The following is a 26,204-nucleotide window of genomic DNA, read 5'->3' as shown; positions in this document are numbered from 1 at the left end:
CGGAAGCTTCGGTTGGAACCTTTTTAGAGTAAACAATTCTTTTTTATGTTTAACAAAATGGTATGCTTCTTTTTTAGTAGCTTTGCGCCCGCAAATTGAATAGAAAAAAGAAAATAAAAGAATGAGTGTAGTAAAAAATCCAACGGAATTAGGAACGGAGAAAATAGGCAAGTTGCTGATTCAATATGCCATCCCGGCTATTATAGCCATGACGGCATCCTCGCTATACCATATTACCGATAGTATTTTTATCGGACATGGTGTCGGTGCGCTGGCTATCTCGGGATTGGCCATTACGTTCCCGTTGATGAACCTGGCGGCTGCATTCGGCTCGCTGGTGGGGGCGGGCGCGGCAACGTTGCTCTCCATACGCATGGGACAGAAAGATTACGAAACCGCGAATGTTATTTTAGGAAACGAACTCACGTTGAATGTTATTTTCGGCGTAGGCTTTTCGGTTGTCGCTTTTATTTTTCTGGATCCGATTCTGTATTTTTTCGGCGCCAGCGATGCCACCATCCCTTATGCCCGGGACTTTATGCATATTATTTTGCTGGGAAATGTGGTGACACACATGTACCTGGGATTAAACGGCATGCTTCGTTCGGCCGGAAGTCCCGAGAAAGCCATGTATGCGACTATATTTACCGTTTTGATCAATCTGGTGCTCAATCCGCTGTTTATTTTCGTATTCCAGTGGGGAATAAAGGGAAGCGCTTGGGCTACCGTTATTTCACAAACGGTGATGCTGATCTGGCAATTGAAATTCTTCAGTAATAAAAAGAATTTTATTTACCTTCAAAAAAGCGCCTTTAAACTTCATAAAAAAATTGTAGTGGATTCCCTTTCCATCGGCCTGTCGCCTTTTATGATGAATGCCGTGGCCTGCCTGATTGTGATTGTGATCAATCAAGGGTTGTTGCGCACGGGAGGCGATTTAGCGGTAGGAGCTTACGGCATTGTCAACCGTATCGCCTATCTGTTTGTCATGATTGTGATGGGATTGAATCAGGGTATGCAGCCGATTGCCGGCTATAACTTCGGCGCCCTGCTTTTCAAGAGAGTGACGGAGGTATTGAAAAAATCGATCATCGCCGCGACATGCATCACGACTTTCGGATTCCTTGTGGTGTACTTTTTTCCGGAACAGATCGCTTCGATGTTTACCAGTGACAAAGAACTGATAGCCCTTTCGCGCAACGGGTTGCATATTGTCTTTTTGACCTATCCGATTATCGGATTTCAAATGGTTACCTCCAATTTTTTCCAAAGCATCGGGATGGTGGGCAAAGCGATATTTATGTCGCTCAGCCGGCAACTATTATTCCTGTTGCCCTGTTTGTTAATTCTTCCCCGTTATTGGGGAATCGACGGCATCTGGTACAGCATGCCTGTTGCCGATTTGATTTCGAGCGTTGTCGCGGCCATTATGTTGATTTATCAATTCCGTCAATTTAAAATAAAAGAGCGCGAAGAGCTACCTCCGGTCGGACAGAACGCATAAAAGAATAAACAAAATTAGATCATTCGGAAAATTCAAAACAGTTTCTTAGATGAATAAAAATATGAAGGACAATTTTATTATTAACATCGGGCGCCAATTGGGAAGCGGCGGCCGTCAGATAGGCCGGCTTTTGTCGGAGCGATTAGGTATTTCGTTTTATGATAAGGAATTGATTGCATTGGCTTCCAAGCAGAGCGGATTGTCAAAGGAAGTTTTTGAAGAGGCGGACGAAAAAAAACGCTTCACATTAACCGGCGGTTTCCTGGGAATTAAAACATCGATCATGGATGAAGGCTTTTCCAATAATTATCTTTGGAACGAAACGCTTTTCCAGATCCAGAGCGATGTGATACGCGATTTGGCCCGTGAGAAATCGTGCATCTTTGTCGGGCGTTGCGCCGACTATATTTTGCGCGACCATCCGCGCATGTTGAATGTGTTTATCAGCGCCGGGCAAGATGACCGGATAAAGCGTGTGGAGGATTACTATGGATTGACGGGTAAAAAAGCGCTCGAGTTGATCGAAAAGATCGACAAAAAACGTGCCGGGTATTACAATTATTATAGCAACAAGGTGTGGGGCGCCGCCGCGTCGTATCATGTATGTATAAATTCGTCGATATTGGGCATCGAAGCCACGACCGATTTTATACAGGAGTTTTTGAAACAGAAACTGCAACGGCCGGAATAGGTCTCGGCCTTGTTTTTTATGCCCAATTAATAAAGAGCGTTGCCAAAAATGCAAAGGGCGTTGCCAAAACAGATTCTATTATTGTCGAAAACATTTTGAAAGATGCCAAAACAATAAAGAGCGCCGGCAAACGTCTAAAGGGTATTGCCAAAATCATAAAGGGCGTTGCCAAACGGGCTTCTATCATTGCCAAATGGATTGCTCTGATTGCCAAACCGATTGCGGAAAGTGACAAATGCCTAACTACCGTTGCCACGTCAACATATTGTGACCGTTCTTTTCATGATCATCCTCTTTAATGTTTTAAATTCAGTCATTATTTTCCTGCGGATGACGGTGATAATAGTTTTCAAAGTATTTTTAGCTAAGTGTGATTATCCTTATTTCAGTGGAAGATACTCAACGAAATACAGCCCTTGTGCCTGTTTAAATTAATTGCACAAAGGCTGTAAAAACAGATACCCCCGTTTAGATTAAACTTGTTATTTCGCTGTTTCTTTTTCTTCTTCTTTTTCCTTCTTAATGGCACGGCCCTGTTGGCGGAGGATGGCGCTAAACGAAAACTTATCGCGCTGGCTTTTCGGAGCGCTCCTGTAAAACTGGCGGGAAATCTTCTATATAACAAACCATTTCATCCGCATTCTTTGATTTGATTTTGAAGTTTTTCGAGGGTTCTTTGGGTCTTAATCAATTTTCTTCTAAGTATCTCGGTTTCGCTCGTTTGGGTAAAAGAGTCATCAAACTCGACCTTGTATTTAACCATTGTATAGAGTATTCTTCCCAATTTGTTCGCAGTAGCGATAATAGCCGGCAAGTAACCGCTTTTAGCCTGTATACGCCGGAAGTAATATCCTAAGGGCGTTTTACTTGTTTTCAGGGAGTTTGCCGAAGAACGCAGGATTTGTCCAACAGGATTCTTGCGCTTTGGAATTTTGCTGGACTGGAGTTTTCCACCCGATATTTTGTTGTTGGGTGTGAGGTTACACCAACAACAAAACTGTTTGTATGAGTCAAACTTATCGGTAAAATCGTGTCCCAGCTCACCGGCCAACCGCAACAGGGCCGCTTCACTGACACCCGGTATGCGCATCGCGTTGACACCCCATAATCGGATCGCGTGCTTTTCGATATCTATCGTGACGGCATTCTTTTGAGCTTTTGCTTTTTTCGCCCTTTGCTCCGGCTTGGAAGTTTCTTCGGGTTTAACGTCTTTGAGATACTCCTGCAGGATGCCCTCTATCTGCTTGTCACAATCCTTCATCAGGTTTTGGTAATATACATACAGTTCATAGCTTTGTTTGAGCATGAACAGCAGGTCTTCGTCCCAATTGGCCTGCAGGGATTTGGCGATGGTTTCTTTGGGAGATTTGCATCGGGGATCGGCCAAAGCCGATAGTTTTCGGGCATCGCGTTCCCCGGCCAGAATGGCGCGAATAATCTCCTGTCCCGATTTTCCCAAAATATCGCTGATGACATTGCCCAATTTGATGTTCATCAATTCCATGGCCTTTTGCATGTGGAGCACTTCCCGCGAAGAAGCTTTCAACAACCCGTCACGGTGGCGCGATACATTGCGGATGCGCCGGGCATGGTTCTGGGGTTGGAAACTGGCTCTCAGAAGCCCGTAACTATGCAAGACCATGATGGTTTCGGCATCTACCCGGTCGGTCTTCTTTTCACTGATATTTTTGATGGCCTTGGCGTTGACCAGCAACACGTCAAATCCCTCCGATTCCAGTATCATGTAGAGTTGGACCCAATACACCCCCGTGGATTCCATGGCGACGGTTTCAATGCCACAGGCTTTAAGCCAATCCGATATAAGGTGTAAATCTTGCGTAAACGTGCCGAAGCGGCGGTTGTTTTCTCCATCCCGGTCTTCCGGGACACATACTTGCATTTCGGTGGAAGAAACATCGATACCCGCCGAATTGGGATTCACGATTTCCAATTTCAATCCCTTGCCTGTCTTGATTTTTTTCGCTTTCTTTGCCATAGTTTTAACTTGTGAATAAATAAAAGCCTCATCAAGCCCGGATGCTTTAAACAATGATAATCTTCTATAAGGTCTCATTGGAACCAAGTATTTCATTACGAGCAAACCGGAACCGTACTTTGCATTGGAGTCGTATCCAAGATAACTTGTGGTTTACTTGCTTGATAGGGCTTCGCAAGTTATTAATTATTTCTCATTTTCAGAGAAAATCCTAACTTTGTAATCAATAATATGGTAATATGACAAATCAACCAGCTAAAATTAAATTGAGAGCTTTTAAAATTGAAAACCCAAGTCTAACAGAAGCTCATTCGGGTATATTACTTTTGCTTAAAGAGGTGCTTACAGAGAATTCAATTGCTTCAGAACGACGGATGACATTAAATGAAGATGATGCAGATGAAGATTTATTGTCAAATTTTGTATGGCACCAAAATGATACGTATTTATTTAGTATGATGCTTCGTGTTATACCTGCTGAGAATGGAGGGGTAATAAGTGAAGAACTATTTAATCAACATACCATTACTATTGCAGATGTAATTACAGGCAATCCCACGCAGAGCCAATATAAAAATCATTTTTACTTTGCCCTAAATAACAATCATTTGGTTACAAATCTCGCGGGAAACATTAACATTGATCGTGTACAAACCTATTTAAATTGGCTATTGAACCCTGTTCGAGGTGAACGATATTTTCAACTAACCGAGTTGACTAAATTACCAGATGGTGTTCCCTTATCGCAAGTAAGCCAGATTGAGTTTATTGGAGGAGGCGGAGTAGTTAGTGCTTCTCCTACGAGTCGTGAACCGACCACAATTAGTACAAATTTATTCAATCTAACCGATGAAGTTTTGTCACATATTATTAGTGATGCTGACAGCCTTCAGCAGATACGTAACAGTCAGCTTATAGAGGCTAAACTTAAAAGAAAACCTAAAGATTTGGCTCAAGAAGAGTTTCAACGGGTAATGGGCGCTATAGCAACTAATATTACGAATGATAGCGGCATCATTTTAAGAACCAAGGATGGAAACAAATATACCGGTGAGACTGTTAAAGTTAAAAAAGAAGTGGAGGTGGAAAGAACTACGGGAAACCGGATTGTAGAGGAACAGTTAAAACAAAAGATGGAAATTTTCCTCTCTGAATTAAGAGCACAAGAAAATGCTTAAACTCATAGCACGAATACTGATTGCAGTTATTCTTTCAATAGGAATGGCTTCCATAGGTGTAAATGGAAATGTTGCAGTATTGCAAACACTATTTACAGTGTTGGGTATAGTCTTTTCTATCTCTATGAGTTTGTTAGTATCCTTTAGCCTCATCAAAATACTTAATAAAAAAATACGCAAAAAATTACGTTCTTCAATTTCTCAAACTCGAAATATGTTGCTGCTTGACTTTGGAGTGTCGACAATTGCTCTGGTAATAGCTTTAATTTGGAATACAGAAAATCTGCGTTACACATTTGGTTGGTGCACAATAGATGTGTTGTTAATTGCCGTTACCATCGTAAGCCTATCGCTTATTTATGAAACTTACAACTTCCGTAAGATACATGCTCTAAATACGGATATTGAAGACACTGTAATTGAAGAAGAAAACAATCGATCCAAACTATAACCACATACTCTTATATAATAGATATCGGCTATTTCTGATGTGTCTTCTTTTTTCACAGAATTGGATATTTATACAAAAGAGAAAAACTATTTCATTTTCAAAAAAAACCGCTCCCTTTTTCACAAACGGGAGCGGTCAATCAGAAAAATCTCATCATTCAATGTTTTTCATTTCTTGAATAGGTTGAAAATGCGTATAAATTCTTGCTCCGATTCATAGTGATCCCACGCCTCAATAAAAAGAAAAGCATCACTTTGTTTGTGCATTAGACTGCACATTTCGTTGTGAAGCATGTATTTGTCTATCCTATGCACTTCTTCCGGAAAAGGATAGGCGAAATGAAACTTCTTTGCCAATACTTTCAGTAACCGGTCTTCCACCCATTTATAGACAAAAAACCATCGCTTTATAGGCGAGGCCACATCGTGAAGGTAAGCTTCAGCACAATCGTGCATGAGGCATTCAAACGGGTAATCCGTCGACAATTCATAGCAACAGCAGGAATGTTGCGCCACGGAATAAAACTGCTTTGTATGACCTGAGAATCGGCATTGCATCGATAATGCATGGGCGATATCTTCTATATAAATATCATCCGGTTGAATACTGAAAACATTCACCAGTTTACCGGTATACGTTTCTATATACGCTTGCGGCAGGAGAGTTCGTAATAGCTTTTTAATCATTTTCTTTTTGTTTAAATTTTGTACAATTCCCCGTTTCTTCCACCGGAAAAGAACAAAGATTACTATATGTGCAATAATTTATATATCCGGCATATTCATCATAATCCTTTGTGAAATGGGAACAATTGGAGCATATATCAGTCATATCGGTATAGCCCATAGCCTCCATTGTCGCCTCAATTAGTTTCCGATCCATATTCCAATGCTTTTACCCGGTTCCACATCTCTGTTGTCCATTTATCTCCGTTCTGTAGGTAGCCTTCAATCTTCCTAATGCCATGAATGATTGAAGCTGATGTCCGGCCATTCATCCGTGCAAGGGCGGGATAAGAAAAATTCTCTTTATCACGCAACAGCTTCCAATAGAGATGTCGCAGATCACTCGTTCGTTTATCCTTTTTATTCCCGAGGATATCATCGACTGATATACTTGTTAACTTGACAAATTCATGTATCATAAGCCCCTCGTGTTTAGAAGTATCTCATCCTTATCATCCCGGAAGATTTCTTCTTTCAGTTTCTCGATGTTACGGTCGCTTTCAAGCCGGTACAGTTCATTCATCCGATCTCGCTGTAGCTTCAGGTCTTCGATATCGACCTTCTGAAACAAGCAGCCCAGTCCCAAAGCGAATACTGCCAAGACCAATAGTCCAATAGTAATAATTGTTATCATAATTCGAAATATTAAATTAAAATCGTTCCACGGCAGGGAATCGAACCCTGCCAAAAAGAACCGTTCGTGGATCAGGCCTCTGTCATGCCGAGGGGAATGGCAATCCATTCGTTTTGCTCATTCTTGTACTCTGCCTTTACGTAGGTTTTGGATATCGCCGGCCGGTAAGCATCTTCAATAATCCGGACGCCGTCAATGAACTGATCGTTTCCGCTTTGTTCGGCCATCTTACGAAGCTGCAGCACCCGGGATGCCTTCAGGTTCCCTTTCTGATCTCGGCTAAGTAGCTTTAATACACCTCCGACTAATAGCTTGCTTTCATCATCTTTTGCCAATGATTTCAAATACTCCTTCACTTTTTCGATGCCCACATTAACTGTGTCATCGTAATTGTCTGTCTCATAATTACCGAGGGTAATCCGCATCTTTCCGTTGCGATGTGTGAATGTATGAGACTTCTGTCCATCCTTTATGCCGTACACATCCGCCTTCATATCGACCACCTGGGCAAAGGTGTTATAGCAAAGTTTTTTGCCATCACTCAATTGCTCCGATGTCGATTTCAAAGAAGGAAAACATGCTTCGATGCTTTCATCGACCAGTGTTTTATAAGTTTCTCGCTCGGCGGCTTCCCGTTCAACAGCCTCTTTACGCCGTTTTTCCGCCAAGAACGCTTCAAACTCTTTGCGTTCTTCGGGAGTCATTGTTACAATTTCATTTTCCATATTATTGCTAACCTAAATGATTTGTTTGAAGTTCCTTAATTACAGATGTGCCACTTACAACTTCATCGACGATATCTTTAAAGTCCGGGAATAGTCTGTATGCAGATTCGATAATTGCTTGAATTGCGGTATAATTACCGTTGATTAATGGATAAAATTTACCATCAGCGGTTATTAATTGTACGATGGCTTCATTATCGTTGTCAAATTCTTCGATCGCATTGGCCATCTTTTTAATTTCTAAAAGTTTATCTGCTGTTGTCATAAGTTGTTTTTTTTAGTGCACCGAGGCAAAAATCCGCCTGTTAATTTACCTGTTTCCGTATCTATATGCCTACGAATACCATTTATGTCATGTGCGAAGTTAAAATCGTCAAACTCCTCTAATAGCCTTCGCAAGTCCAATTCTACATCGTTCAAATGAACGGCTGTAATATCCATTTGTACCTCTATTTGATCATTTGTCAAATCCAGAGACGAAGCCCTGTCCGAAATACGGCTGATCAACTCACCGTCCTCTTTGCTTGTTTGCCATTTAATTCCCATAATTATAATTCATTTAATTCTTTTTCAATCTTATCCAGTTGATTGCGCGGGTTTGGCTCATTTAGCATATTATTGAATGAAGTGTAGCTTCCGCCGACTTCAGGCCTGATATGCTTATAGAATACACGCTTACGAACGCTGCAGTCGGTTTCGTGCTGTTCCAGTAGTTCCAGTACACGAATGCAGCGTTTGAGGTAAGCGGCACGCCTGCCGAGTTGCAATTTCCGGATATGATCTTTCTTCATTATCAATTAATTTGTGCCAATCGTTTATATTCGTCCCGTATGGTTTTGTCTTTTACCAAGATGCTCTCCATTTTAGGGATAAATTTCCTCAGTTCCTCAATGGACATCTCACCGAGAGTCTTACCGGCAATCCTCGGCTGATGCATAAAGCTATTCACCCGATCCCAGTCCGTCGTGTCGATTCCGTGCTTTTGCAGCCTGTGTAAAACCGCGCTGCGTAATTTTTTCAATTCGGTTTTATCCCAAGACTGTGCTTTCCTTTTCTGTGTCGGTTTCTTTCCGTTCATTTCATCTACAATACGTTGCATATCTTCAATCATTTTCCCGAATTCGTATGGCTTTTTATCGTAAAACTCACGAAGCGAAGTTGTGAGCAATCCGCTATATTGCCAAACCATTTCTTCTTTATCCACGCCGGGCATTTGTCCGAGTAATACGTGAAACTTTGCGAATGGATTATGCTTTTTAACTTGCTGTTGCATGACGTCTTTTCAGTTTTTCGCGATCAATAATTCTTTTGATACGGCGTTTGTCTTCCACCACACGGATGCGGGTACCATCGGAGAGCTGAACGGTAACCGGCTCACATTCTTCAAAGAATTGCTTTTGCTGTTCCCTGTCCATGAATCCGTTGACTTCGCATATCTTACGTGTATCGGAGAGCGTTGCCCCAACCAAATGCACATATTTACGCCCGAAGCGGCTGTCCACTTCATCGTAACCCTGTTTGTTAAGTCTTACACCGCGTTTAATTTCATATTCAAGATTGTCGGTGCCGATGATCACCATCCCGAGAACATCTTCATTCTCATTAAATAAGTGGATGATGCTGCGTAATGCTGCCGGCTTAAGAGAATTCGCCTGATCAAGGATTATTAGCGGACGGGTTCGAGACATCCGTTTTATAGCCTCTGAAACACTTTCGATGATGGTCGATGAAGTAATATACCCTTTTGGAATATCCGCTCCGACTTCTTGTGCCAGCTTTGTCAGGAATGTGCGTGCGCCCCATTCCTTACAGTTCAATTTGAACACTCCCAAACGGCGATGTTGATTCAGAAAATAGTCCGCCGGCGTTGTTTTTCCACTACCGGCCCGGTGACTGATCCCGATGAACATGCTTTCGTTCTTTGCATCATCCAGCGTTTGGTATACGATACGAAAGTCGGTGATATCGGTAGCTATTTGCCAATCACCGGTATCGAAATCATACCCCAACGCCAGGGCGATGGTCTCATATACGTCGTCACCTTCGGCCAAGTAAGTTCCTTTCCGAAGCTGCGAAATGGTCGCCTCACTGAGTTGGCACTTTTTTGCCACAGAGCGATAACTCCCGATCCGTTCTTTTTCGGCTTCAACGAGTTCCAAGATTTCTTTTTTCTGATTGTCTGTCATTGTTGTTATTGAGTTTTAAACACGCTTCAAAGCAACTTTAAAGGATGTTTGATTAATACTGGTTCCTTGCATTTACATGTACCGGTTCCTCTTCGTCCTCGGTATTCCATTCATTTTTTAAGAAAGCCGTTTCAGCCGCTTCATACAATCGCTTCGCGATGTTTCCACCCTGCATGATTCCCACTTCGGGCGATATCGCATCTTCATCATCCGTCTCGATCGAAGCCTGTTTACGACGTTCGATATCCTTTAGGCGTTGCTGACGGCGTTCTTCGTTCTTTTCCGCAATCTTCTTGGTTATCCCGACGGCTCTCATGTCCTTCTTCGGCCCGAAACGCTGTGCCGGTGGTACCTCATTGAATGATCCGAGGTAATTATTTCCATCAAAGAGATGAACAGTACTCAAATCTTCGTAATCAAAGCAATTCCAAAGTTTCACACCGGTATATTTTTCTGTCAAATCCACATCATCGATGCCGTAATAGTAAGTCGCCCCCTCAATTTGCGTTTGAATCATGTAATTACGGATACTAACCTGTTTGCGAAGTCCGAATAGGAAGCAATATTGAGGCTGATCCACCGGATACACGTTAGGCTTATCGCTTTCGTCATGTAATTGCTGCGGACTCTTGTCTATGCTCTTGAACTTACGCGAATAATGGCTGTAGGGGGTATTGATGTAGTTTTCGATAATGGTATTGGTCTCCCGGCATGCATCATCAAAATTGAAATTGTTCTTTGTAGCCCACATACGCATCTCGGTGACGTATTCTTTGCTCCGATGAGCGTAACTTCGGCTTGACTTCACTCCCTCACCGTAGTAGAGATCACTTTCGGCCATAAAGACGGATTGTAATGTCCCGAACCAACGCTCAATATTCGCCTTGCCTTCCGCCTTATGGGCTTTCGTCATGATTACGCCCTTTATACGAAGTTGTTCTTCCGTCCATAACCATTCGTCAGTGTTGTGTCCCGGGAACCGGTCATAGATAAACTCATACGGAAGGTATCCGGCATTGCGTACAGCCATTGAGAGCGCCCCGATAACCGCTTTGGCGCTTTCGTCGTAGCAATACTCCCAACCGATTGGCAAACCGCTCATAACGTCACGTACAGCTACGATATATAGGAACTTTTGTCCGGTGTGGCGTTTGCCGTTTGCATCCGTCCACTTTCCTTTATGGTCTACGATGTTTACACGCGTACCGTCAACCATCCAGGCATCGCCGGCAAAGAGAGCCGACTGTGCCGGTGTATAGCCTCTATAATGGGCGTTAAAGCGGGTATTTGCACCGTACCGCTGTTGGATAAGATATTTTATCTCGGGCGATTTTAGTTCGTTGCTTACCCATCGTTCGGATGGGTATTTATCAAACCCGTTTTGTTGGCTTATGAGCCGTAACTTACGGTATATAAAAGCGGATGAGTAGTTTCGCTGACTGGATGCCAGTTCGACCAATCTTCCTTTAATAAAATCGTTGTTTTTGAATTCCGCCCGATTTGCATTGCCTATGTTTTTCGTCCCGATGATATCGGTCATATTTTCACCGGAAGCATAGGCCTGAATTTTGTCACGGATGTTTCGCCAGGTAATCGGTAGATATTTCAGTTCTTGCAGTCGGATTTCATTGGCCAATTGATCGAAAAACTCACTCTTTGTAAATGGTATTCCCTTTATTTCAACGTAATTCCGAGCCTCATAGATAACGGCAGCCGCCTGCGATAGTTCTTTCGATTTTTTGTAGTTATAATTGGCATACTCCGGCAGAAACTGTTTGAATGAATTATAAAGAGCTTCATTGATTATGTCCTCAATATCATTCTGAGGTTTGATCGGCTTTACAATTATCGCATTCTCTTCCAAAAAATCTTCATTAGGCAATTGTGATCTCACAACAGTCGGCAAACCGTTGTAGTTGAAAAAGCAAGTATCATTAATAACCATGTGATTCCACGATACATTTTCCTTGCCTTTTGCCCGTGATTTGGCCACGCGCAGATAATTTGTATCCACATCGGTATTGGCTTGCACGTACGACTGTGAAAGCCATAAACCTGCATTGTAAGTGATTATTTCGCCTGATGTGATATTCATACCGTTATGCTTATTGTTCCTATGGGCGGAATCGAACCGCCCCGAGAACCGTTTAGGAAAACATTTTTGTTAATTCGTCATAGCTGCTTATGATGCCATCATAAATTTTATACATTAGTTCAGGTTGTTCGGTCGAAAACTGGACGACATAAACAACCTTTCCGACTCCCTTCATCCAACCGGCCTCAGTATGTGCAGATAGAACCATAATACAGATGTCTGCCCATTTCATCGCATTAAAATCTGAGTTGAATCCAGCAACAGCCAATGGGTGATTTAATGCTTCACGATATTGTGTTGTATTCCAGTTTTGCCATTTATTATCTATATGTGCCCATGAAAAACCGGTACGACTTGGTGGATTTTTAAAATCATAAACCTCATGTCCCCAACGCTGAAGGGCTTGGACAACGATATTATGAATCTCATTTCTCCAACTACTGGCTACGTAAATTTTACACATATCTTATTCGTTTAAAGCTGATCGTTGTATATTTCAAACTCAGGTACTTCATCGCCAAAAAAATCGGGAAATGCCTTTACAAGTTTCCGCTTATTACCATTGTCTGCCTTATAGAAAAGTTCGGCCAGTGCCACATTAAAAGAACCTTCGCCAGTCCGTGTGCCATTTCGGATTTGCATAAATACGCTTTGTTTTTTAGTTTCTTCTTTCATAATTCAGTCAAATAAAGAGGGTTGATTATTATTGTTTTTAAGTACTTGTATCGATGTTGCGGCATTGTATCGCCCATGTACCTGGGCACGTCCATTCTTAATGTCTATGAGCACATCGACCTCATGCTTCCACTTAGTAATGTTTTCGCCCATTTGCATGATTAGGTGCCATGATAGCTTACGCCGTTTGAATTTCTGTCTTAATACTTCGAAATCGAGGTAACTCATCTGCACGTGCTGCACACTGTCGATGATTACAAAGCGATATCCACCTGTTTGTATTGTCTTTTCGATTTGATCGGTGCTCTTAGTGTGTATGAAGCGAACCTTCTCACTTGTTACACCACAATACTTCAAGCGGTTTTGTAAAGTTTTCGAGTTTAGGCGCTCTTCGGCCGACACATACAATACCCGCCCGAATTGACTTACATACTGAGCGAATTTAGCCGCGTATGTGCTTTTGCCGCTCTTTGCTTCGCCCCGAATTAACGAACTGAAACGGATGTCCGGTTCTCCGAGGATCTTCTCCCAGTCGCCGGTAAACGGATAAGTTTCAACGTTGCGTTCTGTAATGAATAATGGAGATACTGTTTTCATAATAAGGCCATGATTATCATTACACAGACATAAGCAGCGCATAATCCGACGCCGATTGCACAAATCCGCGTATTCAATGGCTCGGAAAAAAATTGGTCGAATAAGCGGTATAGAATATCTTTCATATCTTCTATATAACAAACCATTTCATCCGCATTCTTTGATTTGATTTTGAAGTTTTTCGAGGGTTCTTTGGGTCTTAATCAATTTTCTTCTAAGTATCTCGGTTTCGCTGGTTTGGGTAAAAGAGTCATCAAACTCGACCTTGTATTTAACCATTGTATAGAGTATTCTTCCCAATTTGTTCGCAGTAGCGATAATAGCCGGCAAGTAACCGCTTTTTGCCTGTATACGCCGGAAGTAATATCCTAAGGGCGTTTTACTTGTTTTCAGGGAGTTTGCCGAAGAACGCAGGATTTGTCCAACAGGATTCTTCCGCTTTGGAATTTTGCTGGACTGGAGTTTTCCTCCCGATATTTTGTTGTTGGGTGTGAGATTACACCAACAACAAAACTGTTTGTATGAGTCAAACTTATCGGTAAAATCGTGTCCCAGCTCACCGGCCAACCGCAACAGGGCCGCTTCACTGACACCCGGTATGCGCATCGCGTTGACACCCCATAATCGGATCGCGTGCTTTTCGATATCTATCGTGACGGCATTCTTTTGAGCTTTTGCTTTTTTCGCCCTTTGCTCCGGCTTGGAAGTTTCTTCGGGTTTAACGTCTTTGAGATACTCCTGCAGGATGCCCTCTATCTGCTTGTCACAATCCTTCATCAGGTTTTGGTAATATACATACAGTTCATAGCTTTGTTTGAGCATGAACAGCAGGTCTTCGTCCCAATTGGCCTGCAGGGATTTGGCGATGGTTTCTTTGGGAGATTTGCATCGGGGATCGGCCAAAGCCGATAGTTTTCGGGCATCGCGTTCCCCGGCCAGAATGGCGCGAATAATCTCCTGTCCCGATTTTCCCAAAATATCGCTGATGACATTGCCCAATTTGATGTTCATCAATTCCATGGCCTTTTGCATGTGGAGCACTTCCCGCGAAGAAGCTTTCAACAACCCGTCACGGTGGCGCGATACATTGCGGATGCGCCGGGCATGGTTCTGGGGTTGGAAACTGGCTCTCAGAAGCCCGTAACTATGCAAGACCATGATGGTTTCGGCATCTACCCGGTCGGTCTTCTTTTCACTGATATTTTTGATGGCCTTGGCGTTGACCAGCAACACATCGAATCCATCCGATTCCAGTATCATGTAGAGTTGGACCCAATACACCCCCGTGGATTCCATGGCGACGGTTTCAATGCCACAGGCTTTAAGCCAATCCGATATAAGGTGTAAATCTTGCGTAAACGTGCCGAAGCGGCGGTTGTTTTCCCCATCCCGCTCTTCAGGGACACATACTTGCATTTCGGTGGAAGAAACATCGATACCCGCCGAATTGGGATTCACGATTTCCAATTTCAATCCCTTGTTTGTCTTGATTTTTTTCGCTTTCTTTGCCATAATTTTAACTTGTGAATACATAAAAGCCTCATCAAGCCGGGATGCTTAAATGATTGATAATCTTCTATAAGGTCTCATAGGAACCAAGTATTTCATTACAAGCAAACCGGAACCGTACTTTGCATTGGAATCGTATCCAAGATAACTTGTGGTTTACTTGCTTGATGGGGCTTCGCAAGTTATTAATTATTTCTCATTTTCAGAGAAAATCCTAACTTTGCAGTTATTGAGTAAAATATTGAACTATGTACGTTTTGTTTATTGAGTTTGAAGCTGCCCTGTACGACAAAAATGCGGTCGACAGGCTTCAAAAAGATATTAATACTGATATCTCGCATTTGAAAGGGTGCCTTCCGATGATGGCCGGCGAAGTGAATTTCTTTTCAAGACAGACGTCAGAAATGGAATTTGCGACTGGAATACAGACAACGTATCTTCAGATTCGCATTCAATGTCAATTGAAACAGTTAAGCAATTTTCATCACGCTGCACAGATGCTCCAAGGGTACTTCGGTTTACTTGGTTCTCGCGACGATCTTTATTCTCCTGTGACGACAATACTTTGATGTTGATTTTTGTTTTCATTTCGTTTTTATTTAAATTAGTGGGAATTACCGCAACTACATGAGGGCTACTTTGCATAGCCGATAATATTTCCCTTAGCTTTGAGCGACAGTCTTCCATAATCTAACTCTCCGCCAGTTTTATCAAATACTCCTTTACTTGCGCACCTTTACCGCGCGTAGCCTTACGTTCCCCTTTGGCTATTTGCCATACATAGCGTGGAGTTACACCAAATTTCTCAGCTACTTGCACGTAGATGGAGCGGTATTTTTTGTTGAGTTTCTCAGCTAATTCCATATTTTTACTTACTTTTGTTCATAAATATGATGCAAATATCGTGATAATTTTCACAACAACAAAACAAATCGTGAAAAATATCACGAATAATTCTTATGACAGATCGAATTAGTCAATTTATTAAGTATATCAATATAAGTGTTCGAGCTTTCGAACAGTCCATTGGTGCGAGCGACGGGATGATTAGAAGAGCTATAAATAATCATACTGATATACAAAGTAAGTGGATAACTGCTATTGCGGAAAATTATCCTCAGATTGATTTGGTTTGGCTAATTACCGGCAAAGGAGAAATGATCAATTTGGACGAAAGATCATCACATCCAGCGAAGAATGATAAAATGCTTTTGGATAAAATTATTGAATTAACAAAAGAAAATACATTATTACATCAAGAAATCAATAAATTGCAAGAGCAAAAAAAATATCCAATTGCAAATTATCCTACAACTTATGTGGCAGAACAGGAATTGAAGAAAAAGAAATAATTAATTACTCTTTAAATTTAAGTATATGATCAATAAGCCTAAATCAAAAACAAAAAAAGGATGTCTAATAACTTTTTTAATTGTTACAATAATAATTATTATTAGTACATTAATACCCAACAATGACAATAAAAAACAGGATTTAGTTAAAGATGATATAAAGAGTTCTGAAAAGTCAGAAGAACAACTCAACTCCGACTTAAAGGCTCAATTAGAGCGTGAAATTAAGTCCATAAAGGAAGGTGTTGATTTTTCGTCCTATAGTGGAACTGTCGAATCATTACAATCAGAACTAATTCTTTTCAATATGTGGGGAATAGTTATAGGTAAAGGAGAAAACTCAATAGATGAGGAAATAAAAGGTCTTGCGGCGCAATTAAAAAATGATGTTATTCAGTTACAAATAAAAGAATTCCCAATTTTAAGGCATAAATATGCCGATATTCTCAATAAAAAAATGTGGGAGCATGATATCGAAGTAAGCGCGAGCGGTGACAAATCTAAATATTTAAATTTGACTGGTGGTATTTTTGCTGCAAATAAAAATAAAAAAGAATATCAGGAAACTATCCAAGAAGCATTAATGATGTTCCGGTTTAGTCAATCCAGATACAGATGGTACAAAGGAGAAGATGAGTACACCTATTGGTCAATATATGAAGGAAAAGATTCAGATATGGTTACATTCGAGTAAAAAATACTATTCTGAAACACTAAAATTATTAGCATATACAGACATTAAATCTGACGCAAATCCAGATTTTTAATGATAACAAAAGTGCGTGCATTGAATTGCCGATTTAACATTTGAGAATCGCGATTAATGCGGAAAAAATGCGTATTTTGAATTGCCGATTAATGATTGAGAAAAAATTAGAATTCAGATTAGTAAACAAGAATAGGGCACAAAATTATGCGCGATAGAATCCTATTATCCCAAAAAGTATTTAAAGATATTTTTCAATTTGGATGTTGTGGTCTTTTTCAAACAATAGATATTCCTGAGAATATTAGCAATGCTTATAATAATTGGATATATAGCCTCAGGGAAAGGGCTTCAAGCATCCTTCTTAATGAAGAATATAATTACGGGATCAATGAATTTGCAAAATACTATCCGACTTATGCCTCTCCATTTAACTATGAATTGCAGAACCCTAATGCATTATATGAATTAATAAATACATCAAATTGTAATTGATTATGAAACGGTTAAAAGAAATATGGCTATATGGTTTCTTCTTGCTCTTTATAATTCCGGTATATGCCGGACAAGATCACGGCAAACATGGATTCACTAAACAACATCGGAAGAACTATTACGGCGAAATCATGACATGCTATAAGGATACAAACGCATATAAATTTACAGAAAGTCCCAGAGACATAAATATGAGCACACCGGAATTAATAGGCGTCAACGAAATAAATCCTGAAATTATAAAGAAAATAGAAACTACTATTTTTACGGAAAAGGAGATAACTGAATTGAATAAGCCCGGACGGGTAAATATTATGCAATGTATCGTTCATACCGATGGTCGGATTGTTTCGGTAAGTTTTGATTTTAACGGTATTGATCCGAAAATCGATTTGCAAAAGCTTGCCAGATACCGGGAAGAAATAAAGGAGTTGTTCAAGATGAAATTAACTTTTTCTTCCAAAATAGTTCAAGATGGATATATTAATTGGAGTTATCAAGTATTTCCGGCAAAAGAGATTAAATATAAATAAAGCCGTTATATTTTCTGCTTATAATAAATAAACTTTTTGTCAGAATTAAAAAAGGCAACTCCTATTTATAGAAACAATGAAAGAGGAAAAATGAATTATATGATATTCTCTTTGGAGTATAAAATATAATAGCAGAGCTATAAAGTAGGTCGTTTTGTAATTGTATATTATAAAACTGCCTACTTTGGCAATTACATCAAGTGTGGAAAGGTGGAACTATATAATAAGCGGATAAAAAATGAAATCATTTTCGATATTACTTTGAGAGCAGAATTAACCAAAGAGGGTTATGATAGAATGGGATTCCCCTTTGTCTTTTTCATCATATGTGAATATAATTGGCAACCGATGGAGTCGTCAAAAGCGACAATCTTGCTCTGTTAGAGATATATTCAAACAGTCGTAGGCTCAGAAGTAAAAAAGGAAACGGTTATTTATCCATCATTTAAAAGAAGAATATGAAAAAAATAATTATTTATGTATATTTTCTGGTATTTATATTAGGATGTAGCAGAAATACTTATAGTAGGCTGGAGCAAGCACTTGATTTTTCCGGGAAAAACAGGGTAGAATTAGAAAAAGTTTTAAAACATTATGCTCTATATCCGGCCGACAGCCTTAAATACCGGGCAGCCTGTTTTCTGATAGAAAATATGCCGGGATATTATTACTATGAAGGAGAAGAATTGAATCGCCATGCTGTCTATTTCGATGCGTTGGGTAAAAGCAAAAAACAACCTGAACAAATTTTGGATTCCCTTCATACCCTGTTAGGGCGTTTTAATCGGAATACTCTTGACTTGAAATATGATATTCATGAAATAGATTCCGCTTATTTATGCGAGAATATTGATTTGGCATTTCTGGCCTGGACAAAATATCCCTGGAACAGGCATACTTCATTCGATGATTTTTGCGAATATATCCTTCCTTACAGAATCGGCAATGAAAGGTTGACTAACTGGAGAAGGGAATATTATAAACGGGTCGCTCCGTTATTGGAAACCCTTGAGACGGATGACCCTGTCGTTGCCGCCAGATATTTGAGGGATGCAATTATAAGGGAAAAGGGAAAGCCTCGCTTTACGATGGTAAGGCCGGGAGGTTACCCGAGCCTCGATGCTTTCAATGCCCTGTCCTTCAACGGTTCCTGCGACGATATTTCTCAATTTGCCCTTTTCGCCTTCAGGGCGGCAGGCATCCCCTGTTCCATCGATTTCGTTATTATATGTGGCAATTACAATTTAGGGCATTCATGGGTGGTATTCGAAGATAAAAACGGGAATGACTATGTAATGGATTTTTTTGCGGAAATAGAGTATATATCGGATAAATCCTATGTCCGGAAATTAAGAAAACACAAGGCATACCGGAAAACCTTCTCCAACAACATCGGCGCTATGAGAGCCATGGAAAAAATTCAGGAGGATATCCCTGCATTATTTGCAACTCCAAATTATCGGTTTAAGGATGTGACAATCTTGTACTCGAACAATTTCCTGCAAACGGTGTCCATTCCTGCGGATATGCTTTATTCTCCGGTTCCCCAAAATAGGATTATTTACCTGTGCGGCCCGGCCTGGATGGGGTGGAAGCCCGTGGATTGGACGGTACCGGATAAAAAGGGAAGGATTGTTTTCCATAACCAGAATATAGGCGATATTGCACGCCTGGCTACTTATGAGGACGGCCGGCTTTCGTTCCTTACCGATCCCTTTAAAATAGATGAGCAAAATCACCGGATATGCAGGTATGCTGGCGGAAAGGAAGTAACCAGCGCAACATTGTTCAGCAAATATCCTATAGAAGATGATGTCGTGTTCAGGAGCCGGATGGTCGGCGGGGTTTTTGAAGGGAGCGATAATCCTTCGTTTCTCGATGCGGATACGCTTTATGTTATAAAAGACATGCCTTACCGTTTGATTACGCAGGTTCCTGTTTCTGCGAACAAGGAATACCGGTATGTCCGTTATAAAGGAGCTGCGGACAGTTACTGCAATATAGCCGAAGTCCGGTTTTCTTCGGATACCGGCTATTTGACGGGAAAAACAATCGGAACACCCGGATGTTGGGAGGCTGACGGCTCGCACGAATATGTGAATGTCTTCGATGGGGTGACTGAGACCTCATTCGATCATAATACTCCGGATGACGGATGGGCGGGATTGGACTTCGGTATTCCTCAAAAAATATCGGCAATCGCTTATACTCCCCGTAACCACGACAATTATGTGAAAAAAGGACAGAAATATGAATTATTTATAAATGGGAAAAACGGTTGGAAATCGCTGGAAGTGAAAATTGCCGATTCTGATTCCCTGCATTATGAGAATGTGCCGTCGGGCGGTTTATATTACCTGAAGAACCACTCTTCCGGAAACGAAGAGAGAGTTTTCCTGATGGAAGGAGACAAACAAATTTTTAAGTAAGCATCCGTCTTTTTAAGTTATTGTTAAATTATATGCTATGACAATAGTGTAAAGAAACATATTTTTGTAGTAATAACAATGTGTTTACGACTTGGCTGGAGACCCGCGCCATTGGGATGATTTCAAGACTTCATCTAACGTGCCCCACATCTTGCACCACATATTTATCGCCGAATTCTTTTCCGAATTGAATCTTTTATTTTAATTTTGCACAATCATTCAATACATGTGCATAATATGATGGTCGTTCCCGTATCCAAAACAAAACGCAAACTGATAGAAGTTGCTCGTCAACTCTTTGCCCGAAACGGCTTAGAGAATACCACTATGAATGATATTGCCGAAGCTTCGGAGCGCGGCCGACGGACGTTGTATACCTACTTCCGCAGTAAAACGGATATCTACAAGGCGGTAATCGAGTCGGAGTTGCAAACGCTTTATCTCAGGCTCGAGTCTGTCATCGAACGCCAATTGCCTGCCGATGAAAAGTTGATGCTTTTCGCTTTTACCCGCCTTGGCGCGATAAAAGAAGTCGTGCGGCGCAACGGAACCCTTAAGGCCGATTTTTTCCGGGATATCTGGAAGGTGGAAAACGTGCGCAAAGAATTCGATCAAAAAGAAATCCATTATTTGCAGAGCATTTTACAGGATGGATGCGATAGCGGTTTGCTTGAAATGGCAAACGTGCGACAAACCGCCGGTATCCTTCACTATGCCCTCAAAGGCCTCGAAGTGCCGGCCATACGCGGCGTGATGACGCTCGATTATCAACGGAAAGAAGACCGGGACGTTATCTCGACGCTTATTTTCAGAGGATTATATAAAAAACAATAAAGAACAATTTTTCTAAATTATCTTACACAATGAAATTATTAGAAGGTAAAACAGCCGTAATCACCGGCGCCGCACGCGGCATCGGCAAAGCGATTGCGTTGAAGTTTGCTTCGGAAGGTGCAAACATTGCTTTCACCGATTTGAAGATCGATGATATAGCCGTGGCGACGGAAAAGGAAATAGCCGCATTGGGGGTGAAAGTCAAAGGATATGCTTCCAATGCCGCCGACTTTGAAGATACGGCGGGAGTGGTAAGCCGTATCGTAGAAGATTTCGGGCGTATCGATGTGTTGGTCAACAATGCGGGGATTACCCGTGACGGCTTGATGATGCGGATGTCCGAACAACAATGGGACATGGTGATCAATGTCAACCTGAAGTCGGCGTTTAACTTTATCCATGCCGTCACACCGGTCATGATGCGTCAGAAGGCGGGAAGCATTATCAATATGAGTTCCGTGGTAGGAGTATCGGGAAATGCCGGACAATCCAATTATTCGGCTTCGAAAGCCGGAATGATCGGGTTGGCCAAGTCGATGGCTAAAGAAATCGGTTCGCGCAATATCCGCGTGAATGCCATTGCCCCCGGATTCATTATCACCGAAATGACCGGCGCGCTATCCGAAGATGTTCGCAAGCAATGGGCCGAGCAGATACCTTTGCGTCGCGGGGGAACTCCCGAAGATGTAGCAAACGTTGCCTTATTTCTCGCTTCCGATTTGTCGGGCTATGTAAGCGGGCAGGTCATCAATGTTTGCGGCGGAATGAATACTTGATGAGGTATGAAGTATGAAGTATGAAGGATGAATGATGAAGCATGAACGAGATGATGAAGGTGTGATTCTGATAAAAAACAGGCTTTCCCCTTCATCCCTCTTTCTTTATCTTTTATCCAGCTTTCACAACTATTCTCCAACCTCCAACCTCTATCCTCTATTTTCCATTTATGACCATATTATACGAAGATAATCATATCATCATTGTGAACAAGGCGCCTTCCGAAATCGTGCAAGGCGACAAGACGGGCGACACGCCCCTGTCCGATATCGTTAAATCCTATCTGAAGGAAAAATATAACAAGCCGGGGAATGTTTTTTGCGGAGTCACGCATCGCCTCGACCGCCCGACAAGCGGGGTAGTGGTGTTTGCCAAAACAAGTAAGGCATTATCCCGCCTGAACGATATGTTCCGCAACGGCGAAGTCGGGAAAACCTATTGGGCGATTGTGAAAAATCAACCGCCCAAAGACGAAGATACCCTGACGCATTACCTGGTCAAGAACGAAAAAAACAATAAGTCGGTTTTTTACGATACCGAGAAACCGCACGCCAAGAAAGCCGTGTTGCATTATAAAGTCATAGCCCGGTCGGATAACTATTTTTTGTTGGAAGTGCAACTCGAAACAGGCCGCCATCATCAGATCCGTGTGCAGTTGTCGGCCATCGGTTGCCCGGTGAAAGGCGACCTGAAGTACGGTTCTCCGCGCTCCAATCGCGATGGAAGCATCTCGTTGCACGCCCGCCGTATCGCTTTTGTGCATCCCGTGTCCCAAGAAAATATTGCGGTTACGGCACCCGTCCCCGATGATACCTTATGGAAAGCGTTTGAAAAAGAGGCGGAGGAGGAAGTATGAGGGATGAAGTATGAGGGATGAAGTATGAGGGATGAAGTATGAGGGATGAGTGATGAATTATGAATTTAGAGACCGGAGACTGGATGCCGAAGAGCGAAGACCGGAGACTGAAGACCGGAGACTGAATGAGCGTTGTCTTAAATATTGAATCTTAAATCAAAAGCCTTTATCGGAGCGGCGTTTCTTTTTTTCGGCCAGGTGTTTCTTGCTTTCGATTCTTTTCTGCTGCGAAGCGCGCGTGGGTTTGGTCTCCACCCGTTTTTTCTCCTCTCGAAGGGCGTTCTCCAGTAGTTTTTCGAGTTTATTCAAAACCGCTTTTTTATTTCCGAGCTGTGTTCGTTCCGTGTCGCTGCTAAGCAGTAATACGCCCTCATTATTGATCCTGTTTTTCAGGCGGACGAAAATCAATTCTTTTTGGCGTTCGGTCAAGGCTTTCGAGTCCCCGATATTCAGCGACAACGTTATTTTTGTAGATACCTTGTTCACATTTTGTCCTCCGCTTCCACTGCTTCTCGACGCGGTGAAAGTGCATTCATTTATTAATGTATCCCAATCGAAACTCATCATTCGTTACCCTATTATAGGGTTACAAAGATACTATTTCCGTTCGAATCATGGAATAAACAAAATCAGATCATTCGGAAAATTCAAAATAGTTTCTAAATATTAAACATCGTCAGTCGGAGGATTTAGTTGCCATCATACGACTTGCGAAACTTGAATGAAAAAATCGGATCATGAAATCCTCAAATCGGATCATTTTCCCATTTTTTCACCTGAAAATATTGTTAAAACCATAAAATGTAAAGAGGATATCCGTAAATTTGTGGAAAATGAAATTTTCACAGAGAATAATAAAATGAAACCAACACTATTTGTATTAGCAGCAGGTATGGGCAGCCGGTATGGCGGCCTCAAACAATTGGACGGCTTAGGCCCCAACGGCGAAACCATCATGGATTACTCTATCTACGATGCTGTGAACGCCGGATTCGGCAAACTGGTATTTGTCATCCGTCGATCTTTTGAAGAAGATTTCCGAGAAAAAATCGTCAAAAAATATGAGCGGAAAATTCCCGTCGAACTGGTATTTCAAGAACTCGATGACCTTCCCGAAGGTTTTTCTCCGCATCCCGACCGAGTGAAACCGTGGGGCACGAATCATGCGGTGATGATGGGGCGCGATGTCATCCACGAACCGTTTGCCGTCATCAATGCCGATGATTTTTACGGACGTGAAAGCTTCGGCGTATTATCGGATTTTCTATCCTCACTTCACCATTCGAAAAATGCGTATGCCATGGTGGGTTATCGCGTGGGGAATACCCTTTCGGAAAGCGGAACGGTGGCTCGTGGCATTTGTGAGACGGATTCCGACAATCATCTCACCGGCGTGGTCGAACGTACGCAAATACAGCGTATCGACGGTGCGGTAAAATATAAGGATGATAACGGCGAATGGGTGGCTATTGGTGATAACACGCCTGTTTCCATGAATATGTGGGGCTTTACGCCCGATTATTTCGACTATTCCGAAAAGCAATTTGTGGAATTCCTCAAAGAAAATGCCGGCAATCATAAGGCGGAGTTCTTTATTCCATTGGTGGTAAATAATCTGATTGTGGATAAAAAAGCTACCGTGAAAGTGCTCGACACTCCCTCTAAATGGTTTGGAGTAACGTATGCGGAAGACCGCCCGGGTGTGGTTGCCAAATTGCAAAAGCTTGCCGACGACGGGGTGTATCCGTCTCCTTTATGGTGATTTTGTGAGCGAAGGCGCCGCTTCAAGCGATATCTTCGATAATATCTAATGGAATTTTGTTGATGGTCGATGTCTTAATCATCTTGTTTCTGATTATTCTGAACGGGTTTTTCGCTCTTTCGGAAATTGCTGTGGTGTCGGCCAATAAAAACAGACTCGAAACGGAACGGAAAAAAGGAAGCAAGGGTGCCGCTCAAGCGTTGAAGCTGCAGTCTAACCCCGACAACTTCCTGTCTTCGGTACAGGTGGGTATTACCTTGATAGGGATCGTTAACGGCGCTTACGGCGGGGCGACCCTGGCGGTTTACTTAGTGCCTTTTTTTGAACAGTTCGCCTGGAGCAGGGCATTTGCCGATAGCATTGCGATGACGGTCGTGGTCATTCTTATTACGTATGTCTCGATTGTCATCGGGGAATTGGTTCCCAAAACCATCGCGCTGAACAATGCCGTAAAGATGGCCTGCACGGTGTCAAGGCCTATTCGGTGGGTCAGTTTCATCTTCTACCCTTTCGTGAAGTTATTGGCTGCTTCGACGGCGCTGTTTAATAAAATGATCGGGCTCAAACCTAAGAATGAAATCATTTCCGAACTGGAGTTGCGGGCGATGCTCAAGACGGCTTCCAACGAAGGGGTGATTGATGCTGCCGAGAATATCATGCACGAGCAGGTGTTTTATTTTTCCGACAAGCGTGCCGTGCACATCATGACGCATCGTACCGACGTGGAGTGGGTGGATATTTCGAAAACGCAGGAAGAGATTGTGCAAGACCTCCTTCATATGCGGCATAGTAAAATATTGGCGTGTAATAAGAGAATCGATGATTTCACCGGAATTATCCTGATGCGTGACTTTCTTCTTGAGCTAACGCACCGGAAGAATGTCAATATTGAAGAACTATTGCAAGAGCCGATTATTGTTCCGACTACATTAAAGGCGCAAAAGGTGCTGGAATTGTTGAAGAACAAGCCCCGGTCGTTGGTTGTGGTGGTGGATGAGTACGGAAGTCTGGACGGAATTGTGACCCTGTTTGATGTCTTCGAAAACCTGGTGGGCAAAACCATGGACGAAGATACCGTCGAATCGAATGATCCTTTAATTTATATGAGGGACGATCATTCGGTTCTCGTCAGCGGTGAAGCGCCTATTGAAGTCCTCTCGTATTTGTTTGACGACTTCACGGTCGATTTCGATCAAATCGATTACTCTACGGTGGCCGGTTTTGTTTTTGCTTGTATTAACAAAATTCCGGGCGTAGGAGATAAATTTGTGTTTAATAACCTGTCTTTTGAAATTATGGATATAGACGGGAATAAAATTGATAAGGTATTAATTAAAAAAAACGTACAAGATACTGATGAAGCGGATGTTTGATATGTTTTTCGTTCATAATGAATGATTAAGGCAAACGTTTGCATGATAAAAAAAGCAGAAGGTAAACCGGCGGGAATGTTAATTAATAGGTTTTATGTTGTATAACATATTTTTTAATTAG

At 41.9% G+C, this 26,204-nt stretch carries 33 protein-coding genes; 15 read left to right on the top strand and 18 right to left on the bottom strand.

Going from position 1 to position 26,204, the window contains the following annotated elements; translation table 11 throughout:
* Positions 1–121 precede the first annotated feature (121 nt).
* The 3 genes from ABNK31_RS11210 (at position 122) to ABNK31_RS11200 (ending at position 2,494) form a co-directional block, all read left to right on the top strand.
* Entirely contained in the window at positions 122–1,504 is a 1,383-nt protein-coding gene (locus ABNK31_RS11210) for an MATE family efflux transporter (RefSeq protein ID WP_418892605.1), read from the top strand.
* A gap of 61 nt (positions 1,505–1,565) precedes the next feature.
* Entirely contained in the window at positions 1,566–2,195 is a 630-nt protein-coding gene (locus ABNK31_RS11205; protein WP_418892604.1) for an AAA family ATPase, read from the top strand.
* Entirely contained in the window at positions 2,108–2,494 is a 387-nt protein-coding gene (locus ABNK31_RS11200) for a hypothetical protein (RefSeq protein WP_418895457.1), read from the top strand. The genes ABNK31_RS11205 and ABNK31_RS11200 overlap by 88 nt, the downstream gene beginning before the upstream one ends.
* Positions 2,495–2,826: 332 nt before the next feature.
* Here the strand turns inward: ABNK31_RS11200 and ABNK31_RS11195 are convergent, their stop codons facing one another.
* Entirely contained in the window at positions 2,827–4,191 is a 1,365-nt protein-coding gene (locus tag ABNK31_RS11195) for an IS110 family transposase (RefSeq protein WP_418892603.1), read from the bottom strand.
* A gap of 239 nt (positions 4,192–4,430) precedes the next feature.
* Between ABNK31_RS11195 and ABNK31_RS11190 the strand changes: the two genes are divergently transcribed.
* A complete protein-coding gene (locus ABNK31_RS11190; RefSeq protein WP_418892602.1) occupies positions 4,431–5,369 on the top strand; it encodes a hypothetical protein in 939 nt (312 codons plus the stop codon).
* Positions 5,362–5,820 (top strand): hypothetical protein, encoded by a 459-nt coding sequence (locus ABNK31_RS11185; RefSeq protein ID WP_418892601.1) that lies wholly within the window; start codon positions 5,362–5,364, stop codon positions 5,818–5,820. Before ABNK31_RS11190 ends, ABNK31_RS11185 begins: the two co-directional genes overlap by 8 nt.
* A gap of 167 nt (positions 5,821–5,987) precedes the next feature.
* Here the strand turns inward: ABNK31_RS11185 and ABNK31_RS11180 are convergent, their stop codons facing one another.
* The 16 genes from ABNK31_RS11180 to ABNK31_RS11105 all read right to left on the bottom strand — a co-directional run bounded on the left by ABNK31_RS11180 (position 5,988) and on the right by ABNK31_RS11105 (position 15,830).
* Positions 5,988–6,506: a phosphohydrolase gene (locus ABNK31_RS11180; RefSeq protein WP_418892600.1), complete on the bottom strand. Its 519-nt coding sequence runs from the start codon at positions 6,504–6,506 to the stop codon at positions 5,988–5,990.
* Positions 6,507–6,682: 176 nt separating this feature from the next.
* A complete protein-coding gene (locus tag ABNK31_RS11175; protein WP_418892599.1) occupies positions 6,683–6,964 on the bottom strand; it encodes a hypothetical protein in 282 nt (93 codons plus the stop codon).
* Entirely contained in the window at positions 6,961–7,179 is a 219-nt protein-coding gene (locus ABNK31_RS11170) for a hypothetical protein (RefSeq protein WP_418892598.1), read from the bottom strand. Before ABNK31_RS11170 ends, ABNK31_RS11175 begins: the two co-directional genes overlap by 4 nt.
* 71 nt (positions 7,180–7,250) lie before the next feature.
* Positions 7,251–7,904, bottom strand: a complete 654-nt coding sequence (locus ABNK31_RS11165; protein WP_418892597.1) for a DUF3164 family protein — start codon at positions 7,902–7,904, stop codon at positions 7,251–7,253.
* Positions 7,905–7,911: 7 nt separating this feature from the next.
* Positions 7,912–8,169, bottom strand: a complete 258-nt coding sequence (locus ABNK31_RS11160) for a hypothetical protein (protein ID WP_418892596.1) — start codon at positions 8,167–8,169, stop codon at positions 7,912–7,914.
* Entirely contained in the window at positions 8,166–8,450 is a 285-nt protein-coding gene (locus ABNK31_RS11155; RefSeq protein WP_418892595.1) for a hypothetical protein, read from the bottom strand. Before ABNK31_RS11155 ends, ABNK31_RS11160 begins: the two co-directional genes overlap by 4 nt.
* 2 nt (positions 8,451–8,452) lie before the next feature.
* A complete protein-coding gene (locus tag ABNK31_RS11150) occupies positions 8,453–8,695 on the bottom strand; it encodes a hypothetical protein (RefSeq protein ID WP_418892594.1) in 243 nt (80 codons plus the stop codon).
* Positions 8,696–8,697: 2 nt separating this feature from the next.
* Positions 8,698–9,177 carry a hypothetical protein gene (locus ABNK31_RS11145; protein ID WP_418892593.1) on the bottom strand — a complete coding sequence of 160 codons (480 nt, stop codon included), beginning with the start codon at positions 9,175–9,177 and terminating at the stop codon, positions 8,698–8,700.
* A complete protein-coding gene (locus tag ABNK31_RS11140) occupies positions 9,161–10,090 on the bottom strand; it encodes an AAA family ATPase (protein ID WP_321579712.1) in 930 nt (309 codons plus the stop codon). Before ABNK31_RS11140 ends, ABNK31_RS11145 begins: the two co-directional genes overlap by 17 nt.
* Before the next feature lie 52 nt (positions 10,091–10,142).
* Positions 10,143–12,185 (bottom strand): hypothetical protein, encoded by a 2,043-nt coding sequence (locus ABNK31_RS11135; RefSeq protein WP_418892592.1) that lies wholly within the window; start codon positions 12,183–12,185, stop codon positions 10,143–10,145.
* Between the two features lie 52 nt (positions 12,186–12,237).
* Positions 12,238–12,648 carry a hypothetical protein gene (locus tag ABNK31_RS11130; RefSeq protein WP_418892591.1) on the bottom strand — a complete coding sequence of 137 codons (411 nt, stop codon included), beginning with the start codon at positions 12,646–12,648 and terminating at the stop codon, positions 12,238–12,240.
* Between the two features lie 11 nt (positions 12,649–12,659).
* Positions 12,660–12,860 carry a hypothetical protein gene (locus ABNK31_RS11125; RefSeq protein WP_418892590.1) on the bottom strand — a complete coding sequence of 67 codons (201 nt, stop codon included), beginning with the start codon at positions 12,858–12,860 and terminating at the stop codon, positions 12,660–12,662.
* 3 nt (positions 12,861–12,863) lie between these two features.
* Positions 12,864–13,457: a hypothetical protein gene (locus ABNK31_RS11120; protein ID WP_418892589.1), complete on the bottom strand. Its 594-nt coding sequence runs from the start codon at positions 13,455–13,457 to the stop codon at positions 12,864–12,866.
* A 147-nt stretch (positions 13,458–13,604) separates the two neighbouring features.
* Complete coding sequence (locus ABNK31_RS11115; RefSeq protein ID WP_418892241.1) at positions 13,605–14,969, bottom strand: IS110 family transposase; 1,365 nt, start codon at positions 14,967–14,969, stop codon at positions 13,605–13,607.
* Between the two features lie 318 nt (positions 14,970–15,287).
* Positions 15,288–15,554: a hypothetical protein gene (locus ABNK31_RS11110; RefSeq protein ID WP_418892588.1), complete on the bottom strand. Its 267-nt coding sequence runs from the start codon at positions 15,552–15,554 to the stop codon at positions 15,288–15,290.
* A gap of 102 nt (positions 15,555–15,656) precedes the next feature.
* The gene (locus tag ABNK31_RS11105; RefSeq protein ID WP_418892587.1) at positions 15,657–15,830 is read right to left on the bottom strand and encodes an XRE family transcriptional regulator; all 174 of its coding nucleotides are present in this window, start codon (positions 15,828–15,830) and stop codon (positions 15,657–15,659) included.
* A 95-nt stretch (positions 15,831–15,925) separates the two neighbouring features.
* Here ABNK31_RS11105 and ABNK31_RS11100 point away from each other — a divergent pair, with 95 nt between their 5' ends.
* The 8 genes from ABNK31_RS11100 (at position 15,926) to ABNK31_RS11065 (ending at position 22,948) form a co-directional block, all read left to right on the top strand.
* Positions 15,926–16,318 (top strand): hypothetical protein, encoded by a 393-nt coding sequence (locus tag ABNK31_RS11100; protein WP_418892586.1) that lies wholly within the window; start codon positions 15,926–15,928, stop codon positions 16,316–16,318.
* Between the two features lie 25 nt (positions 16,319–16,343).
* On the top strand, positions 16,344–17,012 hold the full coding sequence (locus ABNK31_RS11095) for a hypothetical protein (RefSeq protein ID WP_418892585.1): 669 nt from the start codon (positions 16,344–16,346) through the stop codon (positions 17,010–17,012).
* 219 nt (positions 17,013–17,231) lie between these two features.
* Complete coding sequence (locus ABNK31_RS11090; protein ID WP_418892584.1) at positions 17,232–17,519, top strand: hypothetical protein; 288 nt, start codon at positions 17,232–17,234, stop codon at positions 17,517–17,519.
* A gap of 2 nt (positions 17,520–17,521) precedes the next feature.
* Positions 17,522–18,052, top strand: coding sequence for a hypothetical protein (locus ABNK31_RS11085; protein WP_418892583.1), 531 nt, complete (start codon positions 17,522–17,524; stop codon positions 18,050–18,052).
* A gap of 458 nt (positions 18,053–18,510) precedes the next feature.
* Positions 18,511–20,481, top strand: a complete 1,971-nt coding sequence (locus ABNK31_RS11080; RefSeq protein WP_418892582.1) for a transglutaminase domain-containing protein — start codon at positions 18,511–18,513, stop codon at positions 20,479–20,481.
* A 240-nt stretch (positions 20,482–20,721) separates the two neighbouring features.
* Positions 20,722–21,315 (top strand): TetR/AcrR family transcriptional regulator, encoded by a 594-nt coding sequence (locus ABNK31_RS11075; protein WP_418895395.1) that lies wholly within the window; start codon positions 20,722–20,724, stop codon positions 21,313–21,315.
* A gap of 29 nt (positions 21,316–21,344) precedes the next feature.
* The gene (fabG, locus tag ABNK31_RS11070; protein WP_418892581.1) at positions 21,345–22,091 is read left to right on the top strand and encodes a 3-oxoacyl-[acyl-carrier-protein] reductase; all 747 of its coding nucleotides are present in this window, start codon (positions 21,345–21,347) and stop codon (positions 22,089–22,091) included.
* A gap of 170 nt (positions 22,092–22,261) precedes the next feature.
* Entirely contained in the window at positions 22,262–22,948 is a 687-nt protein-coding gene (locus ABNK31_RS11065; RefSeq protein ID WP_418892580.1) for an RluA family pseudouridine synthase, read from the top strand.
* Between the two features lie 156 nt (positions 22,949–23,104).
* Here ABNK31_RS11065 and arfB read toward each other — a convergent pair whose 3' ends face one another.
* Complete coding sequence (arfB, locus tag ABNK31_RS11060) at positions 23,105–23,515, bottom strand: alternative ribosome rescue aminoacyl-tRNA hydrolase ArfB (RefSeq protein WP_418892579.1); 411 nt, start codon at positions 23,513–23,515, stop codon at positions 23,105–23,107.
* Between the two features lie 292 nt (positions 23,516–23,807).
* Between arfB and ABNK31_RS11055 the strand changes: the two genes are divergently transcribed.
* Both ABNK31_RS11055 and ABNK31_RS11050 read left to right on the top strand, forming a co-directional pair.
* The gene (locus tag ABNK31_RS11055; RefSeq protein ID WP_418892578.1) at positions 23,808–24,710 is read left to right on the top strand and encodes a sugar phosphate nucleotidyltransferase; all 903 of its coding nucleotides are present in this window, start codon (positions 23,808–23,810) and stop codon (positions 24,708–24,710) included.
* A 62-nt stretch (positions 24,711–24,772) separates the two neighbouring features.
* Positions 24,773–26,083, top strand: coding sequence for a hemolysin family protein (locus ABNK31_RS11050; protein ID WP_418892577.1), 1,311 nt, complete (start codon positions 24,773–24,775; stop codon positions 26,081–26,083).
* The last annotated feature ends 121 nt before the right edge of the window (positions 26,084–26,204 follow it).

This window comes from Limibacterium fermenti (assembly GCF_041902845.1).
Lineage (GTDB): Bacteria > Bacteroidota > Bacteroidia > Bacteroidales > Dysgonomonadaceae > Limibacterium > Limibacterium fermenti.
This window is presented reverse-complemented; position numbering and strand designations above follow the sequence as displayed.